The 13,136-nt window shown below is 70.5% G+C and carries 11 protein-coding genes; 6 read left to right on the top strand and 5 right to left on the bottom strand.

Annotation, left to right across the window (positions count from 1 at the left end; all coding sequences use genetic code 11):
* Positions 1–52: 52 nt before the first annotated feature.
* Positions 53–1,099: a LacI family DNA-binding transcriptional regulator gene (locus ACLF6J_RS14675; RefSeq protein WP_047524282.1), complete on the bottom strand. Its 1,047-nt coding sequence runs from the start codon at positions 1,097–1,099 to the stop codon at positions 53–55.
* Between the two features lie 77 nt (positions 1,100–1,176).
* Here ACLF6J_RS14675 and ACLF6J_RS14670 point away from each other — a divergent pair, with 77 nt between their 5' ends.
* On the top strand, positions 1,177–2,436 hold the full coding sequence (locus ACLF6J_RS14670; RefSeq protein ID WP_134352189.1) for an FAD-binding protein: 1,260 nt from the start codon (positions 1,177–1,179) through the stop codon (positions 2,434–2,436).
* Between the two features lie 153 nt (positions 2,437–2,589).
* Here ACLF6J_RS14670 and ACLF6J_RS14665 read toward each other — a convergent pair whose 3' ends face one another.
* A complete protein-coding gene (locus ACLF6J_RS14665; protein WP_134352188.1) occupies positions 2,590–3,435 on the bottom strand; it encodes an NAD-dependent epimerase/dehydratase family protein in 846 nt (281 codons plus the stop codon).
* 57 nt (positions 3,436–3,492) lie between these two features.
* On the opposite strand from ACLF6J_RS14665, the gene ACLF6J_RS14660 reads away from it, so the two are divergent.
* The 5 genes from ACLF6J_RS14660 (at position 3,493) to ACLF6J_RS14640 (ending at position 9,367) form a co-directional block, all read left to right on the top strand.
* The gene (locus tag ACLF6J_RS14660; RefSeq protein ID WP_131492291.1) at positions 3,493–4,503 is read left to right on the top strand and encodes a LacI family DNA-binding transcriptional regulator; all 1,011 of its coding nucleotides are present in this window, start codon (positions 3,493–3,495) and stop codon (positions 4,501–4,503) included.
* Between the two features lie 100 nt (positions 4,504–4,603).
* A complete protein-coding gene (locus tag ACLF6J_RS14655; RefSeq protein WP_047524423.1) occupies positions 4,604–5,323 on the top strand; it encodes an L-ribulose-5-phosphate 4-epimerase in 720 nt (239 codons plus the stop codon).
* Positions 5,320–6,903: a xylulokinase gene (locus tag ACLF6J_RS14650; RefSeq protein ID WP_134352187.1), complete on the top strand. Its 1,584-nt coding sequence runs from the start codon at positions 5,320–5,322 to the stop codon at positions 6,901–6,903. Before ACLF6J_RS14655 ends, ACLF6J_RS14650 begins: the two co-directional genes overlap by 4 nt.
* A gap of 32 nt (positions 6,904–6,935) precedes the next feature.
* Positions 6,936–8,450 carry an L-arabinose isomerase gene (gene araA, locus ACLF6J_RS14645; protein ID WP_134352186.1) on the top strand — a complete coding sequence of 505 codons (1,515 nt, stop codon included), beginning with the start codon at positions 6,936–6,938 and terminating at the stop codon, positions 8,448–8,450.
* Positions 8,450–9,367, top strand: coding sequence for an aldose 1-epimerase family protein (locus ACLF6J_RS14640; protein WP_134352185.1), 918 nt, complete (start codon positions 8,450–8,452; stop codon positions 9,365–9,367). Before araA ends, ACLF6J_RS14640 begins: the two co-directional genes overlap by 1 nt.
* 41 nt (positions 9,368–9,408) lie before the next feature.
* Here the strand turns inward: ACLF6J_RS14640 and ACLF6J_RS14635 are convergent, their stop codons facing one another.
* The 3 genes from ACLF6J_RS14635 to xylA form a co-directional block, all read right to left on the bottom strand.
* Complete coding sequence (locus ACLF6J_RS14635; RefSeq protein ID WP_134352184.1) at positions 9,409–10,401, bottom strand: hypothetical protein; 993 nt, start codon at positions 10,399–10,401, stop codon at positions 9,409–9,411.
* A 231-nt stretch (positions 10,402–10,632) separates the two neighbouring features.
* Positions 10,633–11,937, bottom strand: a complete 1,305-nt coding sequence (xylB, locus tag ACLF6J_RS14630; RefSeq protein ID WP_134352183.1) for a xylulokinase — start codon at positions 11,935–11,937, stop codon at positions 10,633–10,635.
* A gap of 7 nt (positions 11,938–11,944) precedes the next feature.
* Positions 11,945–13,135, bottom strand: a complete 1,191-nt coding sequence (gene xylA, locus ACLF6J_RS14625; RefSeq protein ID WP_134352182.1) for a xylose isomerase — start codon at positions 13,133–13,135, stop codon at positions 11,945–11,947.
* Position 13,136: the final 1 nt, after the last annotated feature.

Below are 13,136 nucleotides of genomic sequence, written 5' to 3'. Positions count from 1 at the left end.
ATCGATGTAATCGGATGTGCAAGCATCGATCGCGCTCCGATGCCGGCGGAGGTCAGGGGCGGTAGCCGGCCGGGCGGCCCTCCGTGCTCGCGCGTTCCAGGAGGTGGTGCGAGAGGGTGAGTGCCCGCGGCGGAGCCGTGCGGTCGTCCATGCGGGACTCCAACAGGCCGAGTGCCGCGATCGCGAACGCCTGTCGATCGAACGCGATCGAGGTCAGTGCCGGGGAGGTGAACCGCGAGAACTCGACATCGTCGAAGCCGGTCACGATGACGTCGTGCGGCACTCGGATGCCGTTGTCGTGCAGGGTGTGCAGAGCCCCGAGCGCGAGCGAATCCGTGAATGCCACGATCGCATCGAAGGGCACACGGCGATCGAGCAGGACACGCACCGCCTCCGCGCCACCGGCCATCGACCAGGGCAGACGATTGATCTCGAGGGCAGTATCCCGGGCGATGCCCGCTTCGCGGAGCGCATCGTGCACGCCCTCGAGGCGCAGCCGGCTCGTGGCCGTCGCGATCGACGGATCGTCGTCGGCGCCGACCACCGCGACCCGCGTCGCGCCGCGGGCCAGCACATGCCGCGTCGCGTCGGCGGCAGCCTGTCGGCTGTCGATGCGCACATGGTCGGCACGGTTCTGCTCCACCTCGCCGATCACCACCAGCGGCGGAAGGCGGTCGGCGTACTTCAGCACGCTGTCCTCAAGGCGGATCGGGTTGAGGATGAGGCCGTCGACCAGGTGCGCGCGGGCGCGGGAGACCAACTCCTTCTCACGCTCGGGCTCGGATGCCGTCTCCTCGATCTGCACGGCGAGGCCTTTGCCGTGCGCAGCCTCGACGATGCGATGCACGAGCTCTGCCGAGAATGCGGTCGCGAGATCGGGGAGGGCGACGGCGATGATCCCGGAGCGCCCCTTGCGCAGTCCCCGCGCGCTGAGGTTGGGAACGAAGTCGAGCTGCGCCATCGCGGACTCGACCTTGGCCCGAGTGCTCTCATTGACGGGAACCGTGCCGGTCACGACGTTCGACACCGTCTTGGGGGAGACCCCGGCGAGGGCCGCGACGTCCTTCATGGTGGCGCGGGGCGGCGGCAGCGCTGTCATCCGGTCAGCCTAGCGCCGAGACTGGCATGCGCGGAGTACATCGATGTAGTCGATCGATGGGTGGCTATCATGGCGCAATGAGCAGCGAGCGCAACTGGGCAGGCAACCTGACGTACCGGGCCTCGGCGGTCGCGCACCCCGAGTCCGTCGACGAACTCGGCGCCGTGCTCGGGCAGGGCGGGCCGGTGCGCGTGCTCGGCTCACGGCACTGCTTCAACGACATCGCCGACACCGAAGGCGTGCTCCTCGCGCTCGACCGTCTGCCCTCGGTGTTCGAGGTGAACGCCGACCGGACGGCCGTGCGGGTCTCCGGTGCCGCGCGCTACGGCGACATCGCGCCCCTGCTCGACGCGGAGGGACTCGCGCTCGCCAATCTGGCCTCACTCCCGCACATCTCCGTCGCCGGAGCGGTGGCCACCGGCACGCACGGTTCCGGCGACGCCATCGGTTCGCTCGCGAGCGCGGTCCGAGGCCTCACGATCCTCACGCCCTCCGGCGAGACCCGCAGGCTGGAGCGGGGGGACGCCGACTTCGACGGCGCGGTCGTGAGCCTCGGGGCTCTCGGTGCAGTCCTCGATGTGACCCTCGACGTCGAGCCGACCTACGAGATCGCTCAGCACGTCTTCGAGCATCCGGACTGGGACGCGGTGCTCGCCGACTTCGACGAGGTCACCTCGATCGGCACCAGTGTGAGCCTGTTCTCGACGTGGGAGCGCACCGATGTGATCGACCAGATCTGGGTCAAGCAGCGTCTGCCCGAGGCGCGCGAGGCCGCCCGGGTGTCCCTCTTCGAACGGCTCGGAGCCGTCGCTGCCGTGAGCAAGCGGCATCCCATCCTGGGCGTCGACCCCATCGCCTGCACCGAACAGCTCGGGGTCGCCGGGCCGTGGTTCGAGCGGCTGCCGCATTTCCGCCTCGACTTCACCCCCTCGGCCGGCGCCGAGATCCAGAGCGAGTACCTCGTGCCGCGTGAGGATGCGGTGGCCGCGATCCAAGCCGTGCGAACCCTCGCGGGGCAGATCGCGCCCCTGCTGCTGGTGAACGAGATCCGCACCGTGCGCGCGGACAGTCTGTGGCTCAGCCCGTCGTACGGGACGGATGCGGTCGGTCTCCACTTCACCTGGAAGCCGGATGAGGAGGCCGTGCGCGCTCTGCTGCCGACGATCGAGGCAGCGCTTCCCGCCACGGCGCGTCCGCACTGGGGCAAGGTGTTCACCCTCGACGGCGCCGAGACGCGCTCGCGATACACGCGCGGAGACGACTTCGCCGCGCTCGCCGCCCGCTACGACCCGGACCGCCGCCTGGTGAACCCCTACCTGGAGCGGCTCGGCCTCTAGTCCGCTCGCGTCCCGCCCCCGCGCTCCGATCCGTCCGGTCCCCGTGGCTTCCGGTCGCGATATGGCACCCGAAACGGCGTTTCTCGCTGCCATATCGCGACCGCAGCACCGGGCGTCGACCGGAGCACAGGCGTCGGCCGGACGGCCGTCCGCTCACACGTGGTCGCGCCAGGAGTGCTGCGGGGCGTAGCCCAGGACGCGGCGGGCCTTGTCGATCGACAGCAGGGTCTCGTTCGGAGCCACCGCGCGGGTGACGGGCACGTCGGGGAAGACCTCGGCGAGCAGCTCGGCGTTGGGCCGCGACATCACGGTGTCGGCCGCCGCGATGATGAACCGATCGAAGCCCACCGGCGCGTTCTCGAGCGCCCGCTCGATCGCCTGGGCGCCATCGCGGGCATCGATGTAGCCCCACAGGTTCCGCTTGCGGCGCCGCGCGTCGGTGTCGAAGTCGGGGAACTCCGCGTAGTCCTCCGGCACCATCACGTTGGAGAACCGCAGGGCCGTGATCGACAGTTCCGGCTGCCACCGCACCAGTTCGGTCGCCAGCTGCTCCTCGAGCGTCTTCACGAGCGAGTACACGGATTCCGGACGCGGCGGATACTCCTCGTCGACCGGCACGTAGGGAGGCGGCGCATCGAACGGCAGCCCCAGGACCGTCTCGCTCGAGGCGTAGACGATGCGACGGATCCCGAGCCGCACGGCGGCCCAGAACACGTTGAACGTCGCCGGCATGTTGTTGTGGAACGTGGCGACGTCGGTGCGGATGCCGGGGGCCGGGATCGCTCCGAGGTGCACCACCGCGTCGATGCCGTCGTGCGTGTCGTTCACCCCCGCGAACGCGTCGACGACCTGGCCGTAGTCCGTCAGATCGACCTGTACGAAGTCCGGCTCTCGGGCCCCCACCACGTCCATGCCGATGACCTCGTGGCCGCTCGCACGGAGTTCCCGTGCCACGACGCGTCCGAGCTTGCCCGTTGAACCGGTGAGAGCGATGCGCATGTCACCAGGGTGCCATGCCGACGGAGTGGCGGACGCCCACGCCGTACACTCGTCGGCGTGAGTGACACGAGCAACGGCCGCGGCCGATCCATCGGCGTCCGTGACGTCGCCGCCCGGGCCGGGGTGTCCCGTCAGACCGTGTCGCGCGTCTTGAACGACCACCCGGACGTCGCTCCCGAGACGCAGGAGCGCGTGCGAGCGGCCATGACGGAGCTCGGGTACCGCATGAACAACGCCGCCCGGGCGCTGGGCACCCGACGGTCCCGGACTCTCGGGGTGCTGGCGTCGGACGCCCTGCAGTACGGTCCATCGCGGAGTCTTGCCGCGCTGGAGGCGTCGGCGCGGGAGGCCGGCTACTGGGTGAGTGCCGCGTTCGCCGACGCGGCGGATGCGGAGGCCGTGGTCGCTGCGGTCGATCACCTCGTCGTGCAGGGTGTGGAGGGGATCGTCGTCGTCGCCCCGCACGCGCAGACGCTCGAGGCGCTCGCCGCGCTCCGGATCGGGGTGCCCGTCGTGACCCTGCACTCGGCCGGGCTCGGTGAGACCGGGCTGTCGGTGGATCAGGTCGCGGGTGCGCGACTGGCGGTGGCCGCGCTCGCGGACGCCGGGCACACGCGGATCGCGCACCTCGCCGGGCCGACCGACTGGCTGGAGGCGGAGTCGCGCGCCGACGGATTCGCCGCGGAGCTCGCCGCCCGTGGCCTGACGCCCGGCCCCGTGATCGCGGGGGACTGGTCGGCCGGGTCGGGGCATGCCGCGGTCGAAGCGGTGCGACGGTCCGGCGTGACCGCGGTGTTCGCCGCCAACGACCAGATGGCGCTGGGGCTGCTGAGCGCCTTGCACGAGGCGGGGCTCGACGTCCCGGATGACGTGAGTGTCGTCGGGTTCGACGACACTCCCGACGCCGCCTACTACTGGCCCGCGCTCACGACCGTGCGGCAGGACTTCGACGAGTTGGCCCGGAGGGCTGTCGCTGCGGTGATCGGGGACGGAGCCGCGGCCCCCTCCGATCTCGCCGCCGTGGCGCCGGTGCTGGTCTCGCGCGCCTCCATCGCTCCTCCGCGTTGAGTGCTGTGCTCGCCGGGGGCGGCGGGTTGACGGGTGCCGAGCAGCCGTGACAGAATTCCGTGACCGGTCACAGTGACCGGTCACGACGATCGAGGTAGCCGTGAGCGACGACGCCCCCACCTTCGCCCCCGACATCGAGAGGGCGATCGCCACCGTCCGTGCGGATGTGTCCCGCCTGCACGGCGAACTGGTCCGCTACGGGCTGGTCGTCTGGACCGGAGGCAACGTCTCCGGGCGCGTCCCCGGTGCCGATCTCTTCGTGATCAAGCCGTCCGGGGTGAGCTACGACGACCTCGCGCCCGAGAACATGATCCTGTGCGATCTCGACGGGAACGTGATCCCCGGTACCGAGGGCAGTGAACGCTCGCCCTCGAGCGACACCGCCGCGCACGCCTACGTCTATCGGCACATGCCGGAGGTCGGCGGAGTCGTGCACACGCACTCGCCCTATGCGGTCGCCTGGGCGGCGCGCGGCGAGGAGATCCCCTGCGTCATCACCGCCATGGCCGACGAGTTCGGCGGCCCCGTGCCGCTCGGGCCGTTCGCGATCATCGGCGACGACTCGATCGGTCGTGGCATCGTCGAGACCCTCAGCGGCCATCGGTCGCGGGCGGTGCTCATGCAGAACCATGGGCCGTTCACCATCGGCGCCGACGCGAAGGATGCGGTGAAGGCGGCGGTCATGGTGGAAGACGTCGCTCGCACCGTGCATCTCGCCCGGGAGGCGGGGCCCCTGATCCCGATTCCGCAGGCAGCGATCGACAGCCTCTACGAACGCTACCAGCACGTCTACGGCCAGAGCACGGACTCCCGGCGATGAGCGCGCGCGACGACATCGCCGCCGGCCGCACGAGTCTCGGCATCGAACTGGGGTCGACGCGGATCAAAGCCTGCCTGGTCGGCTCCGACCCGGCCGAGGTGCTCGCCACCGGAACCTTCTCCTGGGAGAACCGCCTCGAAGACGGCCTGTGGACCTACGCGCTCGACGACGTCTGGACCGGGCTGCGAGCCGCATATGCCGGGCTCGTGGACGACGTCGAGCGGCGGCACGGCCTCCGCCCCGAGACGTTCGGGGCGATCGGCATCTCGGCGATGATGCACGGCTACCTCGCCCTCGACGCCGACGGTGGGCTGCTCGTCCCGTTCCGCACCTGGCGCAACACGAACACGGGGCCCGCCGCCGCCGAGCTCCGCGCGGCTCTCGGGGTGAACATCCCGCTGCGCTGGTCGATCGCGCACCTGCATCAGGCCGTGATCGATGCGGAACCGCACCTGCCCCGCCTCGACTTCGTCACGACGCTCGCGGGGTACGTGCACCACGCACTGACCGGCGAGCGCGTCCTGGGGGTGGGTGATGCCTCGGGCATGTTCCCGATCGACGCGGCCACGGCCGACTACGACGCGGGGATGCTGCGGTCCTACACCGAGCTCGCGGGCGATCGGCTTCCCGCCTCGCTGACCGCGCTGCTCCCGGCGGTGCGGGTGGCGGGGGCCGCGGCAGGGACGCTCACCGATGACGGTGCTGCCCTCCTCGACCCCACCGGAGCGCTGCGGTCGGGCATCCCCCTCTGCCCTCCCGAGGGGGACGCCGGAACCGGGATGGTGGCGACGAACGCCGTGGCTCCGCGCACCGGAAACGTGAGTGCCGGCACGAGCATCTTCGCAATGGTCGTGCTGGAGCGGCCACTGGCGGAGCAGCACGACGAACTCGACCTCGTCACCACCCCGGCGGGAGACGCCGTGGCGATGGTGCACTGCAACAACGGGGCCAGTGAGCTCGCCGCGTGGGCGGGGCTGTTCGGACGCTTCGCCGCAGCGGCGGGGCAGCCTCTCGACGAGGACGCCGTGTTCGACGTGCTGTTCCGCGAGGCACTGGCAGGAGAAGCCGACGCCGGCGGGCTGCTCGCCTACAACCACCTGGCCGGAGAGCCGATCGCCGGGCTCGCCGCCGGGCGACCGCTGTTCGTCCGCACGCCCGACAGCGACTTCCACCTCGCCAACTTCGTGCGTGCGCAGGTGTACGGCGTGTTCGGCACCCTCGCCCTCGGTATGCAGGTGCTGACCGCGGAGGGCGTGGAGCTGGACAGGATGCTCGCCCACGGAGGCATGTTCCGCACAGCCGGGGTCGCCCAGCGGTTCCTCGCCGGGGCCCTCGCGGCTCCGGTCGCGGTCGGCGACCTCGCCTCGGAAGGCGGGGCATGGGGCATCGCGGTGCTCGCTTCCTACCTCGCCGCGGCCGACGAGTTCACGCTGGGGGACTACCTCGACCAGCGGGTCTTCGCCTCGGCATCCGTCGCTGTCGTCGACCCCGATCCGGCGGACGTCGCCGGCTTCTCGTCCTACCTCGATCGCTACCGCGCGGGTCTGGCCGTCGAGGCGGCGGCCGTCGCATCCCTCTGACGCATCTGCGCTTCACTCGAAAGGCACGCCCCATGGCTCTCACCACCTCGCTCGACGGCTACGAAGTCTGGTTCCTCACCGGCAGCCAGCATCTCTACGGTCCCGAGACGCTCGCGCAGGTCGCGGCGCAGTCCCAGGAGATCGCCCGGCTGCTGGATGAGTCCGCCGAGATCCCGGTGAGCATCGTCTGGAAGCCGGTGCTCACGGATGCGGCGGCTATCAAGCGGACCGCGCTCGAAGCCAACGCCGATGATCGGGTGATCGGTCTCGTCGCCTGGATGCACACCTTCAGCCCCGCGAAGATGTGGATCGCCGGCCTCGACGCCCTGCGCAAGCCCCTCGCCCATCTGCACACGCAGGCGAACGTCGAGCTGCCCTGGGCCGACATCGACTTCGACTTCATGAACCTGAACCAGGCCGCGCACGGCGACCGTGAGTTCGGATACATCCAGACGCGCCTGGGCGTGCCGCGCAAGACTATCGTGGGGCATGCCTCCGACCCGCGCGTGCGCCGGGAGCTCGGCACCTGGCAGCGTGCGGCCGCCGGGCTGGCGGCATCCCGCGATCTGAAGCTCGCACGCTTCGGGGACAACATGCGATTCGTCGCCGTGACCGAGGGCGACAAGACCGAGGCGGAACTGCGCTTCGGCGTGCAGGTCAACACCTGGGGTGTGAACGAGCTGGCGGATGCCGTCGCGGCAGCATCCGACGGTGAGATCGACGCGCTGGTCGCCGAGTACGAGGAACTGTACGAGGTCGCCCCCGAGCTCCGGCGCGGCGGCGACCGGCACTCCTCGCTGCGCGACGGTGCCGCGATCGAGCTCGGGCTGCGATCGTTCTTGGAGGAGGGCGGCTTCAGCGCCTTCACGACCTCGTTCGAAGATCTGGGCGCCCTGACGCAGCTGCCGGGTCTCGCCGTGCAGAGACTGATGGCGGAGGGCTACGGCTTCGGCGCCGAGGGAGACTGGAAGACCGCGGTGCTCGTGCGCATTGCCAACGTCATGGGCTCCGGCCTCCCCGGTGGCGCGAGCCTGATGGAGGACTACACCTACGACATGACGCCCGGCGACGAGCTGATCCTCGGCGCCCACATGCTCGAGGTCTCGCCGTCGCTGACCACCGCGAAGCCCACGCTCGAGATCCATCCGCTCGGCATCGGCGGCAAGGACGACCCGGTGCGACTCGTCTTCACGGCGGACCCGGGGCCCGCGGTCGTCGTCGCCCTCAGCGACATGCGCGACCGTTTCCGTCTCACCGCGAACGTGGTCGAGAACGTGCCGCCGCGCGCCGCGCTGCCCAAGCTCCCGGTCGGGCGTGCTGTCTGGAAGCCGCAACCGGACTTCACCACCAGCGCCGCCGCGTGGCTGACGGCGGGAGCCGCACACCACACCGTCATGTCGACCGCGGTCGGCATCGAGGCGTTCCGCGACTTCGCCGAGATGGCAGAGGTCGAGCTGCTGGTGATCGACGACAGCACGACGCTGCCGGAGTTCCAGAAGCAGGTGCGCTGGAATCAGGCGTACTACCGCCTGGCGCAGGGGCTCTGATGGTGGCGCCTCGCTCCGGTCGACAACGGCGTCTCACCGGCCACGGTTATGCGGCGGAGATCGCGAGCGTCGGCGCTACTCTCCGGACGCTGACCTTCGACGGGCGCGACCTGGTTGTCCCCTTCGATGCGGATGAGGTGCGCCCGGCCTATCGTGGGGCGACACTCGCTCCCTGGCCCAACCGCATCGTCGACGGACGCTACCGGTTCGCCGGTGCCGAGCACCAGCTGGCACTGACCGAACCGGAGCGCGGCCAAGCCCTCCATGGACTCCTCGTCTGGGTGGAGTTCGAAGATCGCCTCGTAAGCGAGGATCGCGTCTCACTGGCCGCTGTGATCGAGCCTCAGGCCGGCTACCCGTTCCGCATCGAGGTCGAGGTCGACTATCGCCTCGATGCCGATGGGCTGCACCAGACCGTCACGGCGCGCAACCTCGGTGCGGATACGGCGCCGTGGGGTACCGGACCGCATCCTTACCTCGTGGCCGGGCCCGGACGCGTGGATGACTGGACGCTCACCCTTCCGGCATCCGAGGTGCTGACGGTGACCCCGGAGCGGCTGAGCCCGGTCACCGTGGAGTCCGTGACGGAGCACCCGGAATGGGACTTCCGCGAGGCGAGGCGGATCGGCGACGTGTTCATCGACCACGCGTTCACCTCGCTCGCGCGTGCCGACGAGATCGCGGAGGTCCGCGTCGTCGCGGCTACGGGGGAGGGCGTCGGGATCGCGTGGGACCGGCGGTGCCCGTGGGTGCAGGTGCATACCGCCGACACCCCCGCCGTTCCGTCGACCCATCGCATCGGACTCGCGGTCGAACCGATGACGTGTCCTCCCGATGCCTTCAACTCCGGTGTCGACCTGGTGACCCTGGCGCCGGGCGAGGCGCACGCTGCCTCGTGGCGGATCTTCGGGATCTAGAACCGGGCGGCCTCCGGTCGCGAAAACGCATGGCTCCCGGCTCAATTCGGTGCCATTCCGCGACCGGAGCGAAGGGCGGCACGTACGCGACGCACGAGCACCTCGGGCTGAGCGAGAAGAGGCGCCGTCACCTCGATCACCGTCCACCCCGCCGCACGCAGCGCCGCGGCACGCTCGACGTCCGCCGCCCACTGCGCGCCGTGCATCATGCCGTGGTACTCGATGAGCACCCGGTGTAGGCGGTAGACGAGGTCACCGCAGGCCAGGAAGACACCATCCTCGAAGATGTCGACGTTGAGCTCGGGCTCCGGCAGTCCGGCCTGGACCAGGAGGCAGCGCACCCGACTCTCACGCGGCGACCAGGAGTCCTCGCGGATCAGCGGGAGCGCTTCCCTCAGGTTGCGGATTCCGACGCGGCGGCCTGTGCTCAGGGCAGCTTCGAGCTCAGCGATCGTCGTTAGCGGTGCCCGTCCCGGAGTAGGGCGACCATGACCGGAGCGCCAGGCGCGGCAGAAGTAGTCGCCGAGTGCGACGAGATCGAAGATGGGCAGTCGGCCGAGAGCGGCCCAGGTGGTCGCGGGACCCGAGAGACGGATGCCCTCGAGGTGCGTCGTGGCCGTGCGATCCTCCTTCCCGCGATGCCTGACCACGCCGCGGACCCGGGATAGTGGGCCCGTGCCGATCGTGGTGACATGCACGCCGAGCGCGTCCGCCTCCGCGATAGCCCCCTCCAGGGTGCGGGTCAGGGGCAAGGGAGCACCCCAGAGCGCAGCCGCCGATTCATGGCTGATGTGCTGCCGCTCGTGCATGCGGTGGGCGTAGGCCCGGGCGGCGGTGACACGCGCATCCCGTTGGCGTCGGTACGGGTCCGGCTGTTCTGAGCGGTCTGGAGGGAGTCGCCGCCGTACGGCCGGGAACGGGCGCTCCAGATCGTCGGCGCTGAGTCGGCCTCGTCCGACCCCCGCGCGATATGCGGCTCGCAGACTGAAACTGTCGCCGAGGTTCGGAGGAAGGGGGTCTCGTGTGCGTCCCATCCCTCGACGCTGGCACCGGACGCGTGCCGCGTGGACGGCTCTCCCCAGGTTTGCTCCTCCTCCGGTCGCGATATGTCAGCTCTGGGAGGCGAATTGGCTGCCAGATCGCGACCGGAGCGTGGGGTGCGTGCGCCGACAAAACCGGCTGTGGAGGACGGGATGCGGAATCGGCTGTGGAGGACAGGATGCGGATCGGCCGTGGAGGACGGGGAGCGAACGTGACAGGGCGGGTCAGAGCAGCGCGGCGGCTTGACGGGCAGCGCCCAGGGCGACGTACTCACCCGCGGCCGGCACCTCGACGGGGATGCCGAACACCTGCGGCGCGATCTCCCGCACGGCCTCCGACTGCGCCCCGCCGCCGATCAGCAGCCCTCGCCGCAGCGGCACTCCCGCCTCCCGCAGGGCGTCGAGTCCTGCGCGGAGCCCCGAGAGCATGCCCTCCACCGCGGCGCGCGCCAGGTTCTCGCGCGTGGTCGAGGCGAGGGTCATACCGCTGAGGGTCGCCGTGGCATCGGGCAGGTTCGGGGTGCGCTCACCCTCGAAGTAGGGGACGAGCGAGAGCCCTGCTGCTCCGGCCGACGCCGACAGAGCCAACCTGCTGAGCTCGTCATGGTCGACTCCGAGCAGGGCCGCCGTGACGTCGAGCACCCGCGCCGCATTGAGCGTGCAGACCAGGGGGAGGAAGTGGCCGTCGGCCGAGGCGAACCCCGAGATGATGCCGGACGGGTCGGCGGAGGGCTCCGCGCTCACCGCGAAGACCGTGCCGCTGGTGCCGATCGAGACCACGACGTCACCGGGGCCCGCGCCGAGTCCGAGTGCAGCCGCCGCGTTGTCGCCTGCCCCCGGCCCGACCCGGCGACCGCTCGCATCCTCCACGGATTCGTCCGCACCGAGCACGCGCGGCAGCAGGACGTCGTGTCCGAGGGCTGCGATCAGCAGCTCGCGATCGTAGCCTCCGGTCGTGGGGCTCCAGTATCCGGTGCCGGATGCATCGGAGCGGTCGGTCACGAGCTGATCCAGCGCGGGTCCGAGAGGCGCGCTTTCGGCGCCTGCCGGTCCGTAGCCGCGGAGTCGCCACGTCAGCCAGTCGTGGGGGAGGGCGACCGCCGCCACGCGAGCCGCGTTCTCGGGTTCGTGGTCGCGCAGCCAGCGCAGCTTCGAGATCGTGAACGAGGCCACCGGCACCACGTTCGTGCGCTCGGCCAGCTCCTGCGCACCGAACTCGGCGACGAGGTCGGCCGCTGCCTCCGCGGAGCGCGTGTCGTTCCAGAGCAGCGCATCGCGGATGACGGCGCCCGAGGCGTCGAGCGCCACCATCCCATGCTGTTGTCCGCCGATGGCCCACGCCGTGACGTCGTCGAGACCCCCGGCAGCCTCGATCGCGGCGGTCACTGCGGACCACCACGCTTCAGGATCGACCGCGGTGCCGTCGGGATGAGGGGCGCGACCGCTGCGCACCACCGCTCCCGTCTCGGCGTCGACGACGACGACCTTGCATGCCTGCGTCGACGAATCGACGCCGAGGACGAGCGCCATCAGCCGATCACCGGGCGCCCAGCAGGTGCTCGGTCGCGAGCTGCTGGAGGCGGACGAACCCGAAGCCCTTGCCGCCGAGGTAGGCGTCGGCATCGAACTCCTCGTAGGCGCTGCGGTCGGCCAGGAAGGCGTCGTAGGACTCGCCCTCGTCGAGCGTCGGCGTCGAGAGTTCGGCGACCTTCGCGGAGGCCAGCGCCTCCTGCACCTCGGGGTCGGCGCGGAAGGCCGCAGCACGCTCCTTCAGCAGCAGGTAGGTCCGCATGTTGGCGGCAGCCGAGTCCCAGACCCCCGTCTCGTCCTCCGTGCGCGAGGGCTTGTAGTCGAAGTGACGGGGTCCCTCGTAGGCGGGCACGCCGTTCGGGCCGCCGTTCTCGAGCAGGTCCACCAGGGAGAAGGCGTTGTGCAGGTCGCCGTGGCCGAACACGAGGTCCTGGTCGTACTTGATGCCGCGCTGGCCGTTGAGGTCGATGTGGAAGAGCTTGCCGTGGTACAGAGCCTGGGCGATGCCGGCCGTGAAGTTGAGACCCGCCATCTGCTCGTGTCCGACCTCGGGGTTGACGCCGACGAGCTCGGGGCGCTCCAGGGAGTCGATGAACGCGATCGCGTGGCCGAGGGTGGGGAGCAGGATGTCGCCACGCGGCTCGTTCGGCTTCGGCTCGATCGCGAACCGGATGTCGTAGCCCTTGTCGGTCACGTAGTCGCCGAGCAGGTTGACGGCTTCCCGGTAGCGCTCCAGCGCGGCACGCACGTCTTTCGCCGAGTCGTACTCCGCGCCCTCGCGGCCACCCCACATGACGAACGTGCGCGCACCGAGCTCTGCGCCCAGGTCGAGCTGACGGAACACCTTGCGCAGCGCGAAGCGGCGCACCTGGCGGTCGTTCGAGGTGAAGCCGCCGTCTTTGAAGACCGGGGCGCTGAACAGGTTCGTGGTGACCATCGGCACGACGAGACCCGTGTCGGCGAGCGCGCCCTTGAGGCGGTCGATCTGCGTCTGGCGCTCGGCATCCGTCGACCCGAAGGCGAAGAGGTCGTCATCGTGGAAGGTGAGACCGTAGGCGCCGAGTTCCGCCAGCTTCTCGACGGCGTGCACGACGTCGAGGGCCGGACGCGTCGGACCGCCGAAGGGGTCGGAGCCGTTGTATCCGACGGTCCAGAGACCGAACGAGAACTTGTCGGCGCGGGTCGGGGTGAGGCTCATG

The sequence above is a fragment of the Microbacterium sp. IO18 genome (assembly GCF_049099505.1).
GTDB classification, from domain to species: domain Bacteria; phylum Actinomycetota; class Actinomycetes; order Actinomycetales; family Microbacteriaceae; genus Microbacterium; species Microbacterium aurugineum.
Note: the sequence above shows the minus strand (reverse complement) of the source record. Positions and strands in the feature narration are given on the sequence as shown.

What these genes read in the sequence shown, in the direction of transcription:
- ACLF6J_RS14675 (WP_047524282.1), bottom strand. Translation starts at nt 1,099, where the DNA reads ATGACAGCGCTGCCGCCGCCCCGCGCCACCATGAAGGACGTCGCGGCC.
- ACLF6J_RS14670 (WP_134352189.1), top strand. Translation starts at nt 1,177, where the DNA reads ATGAGCAGCGAGCGCAACTGGGCAGGCAACCTGACGTACCGGGCCTCG.
- ACLF6J_RS14665 (WP_134352188.1), bottom strand. Translation starts at nt 3,435, where the DNA reads ATGCGCATCGCTCTCACCGGTTCAACGGGCAAGCTCGGACGCGTCGTG.
- ACLF6J_RS14650 (WP_134352187.1), top strand. Translation starts at nt 5,320, where the DNA reads ATGAGCGCGCGCGACGACATCGCCGCCGGCCGCACGAGTCTCGGCATC.
- araA (WP_134352186.1), top strand. Translation starts at nt 6,936, where the DNA reads ATGGCTCTCACCACCTCGCTCGACGGCTACGAAGTCTGGTTCCTCACC.
- ACLF6J_RS14640 (WP_134352185.1), top strand. Translation starts at nt 8,450, where the DNA reads ATGGTGGCGCCTCGCTCCGGTCGACAACGGCGTCTCACCGGCCACGGT.
- ACLF6J_RS14635 (WP_134352184.1), bottom strand. Translation starts at nt 10,401, where the DNA reads ATGGGACGCACACGAGACCCCCTTCCTCCGAACCTCGGCGACAGTTTC.
- xylB (WP_134352183.1), bottom strand. Translation starts at nt 11,937, where the DNA reads ATGGCGCTCGTCCTCGGCGTCGATTCGTCGACGCAGGCATGCAAGGTC.
- xylA (WP_134352182.1), bottom strand. Translation starts at nt 13,135, where the DNA reads ATGAGCCTCACCCCGACCCGCGCCGACAAGTTCTCGTTCGGTCTCTGG.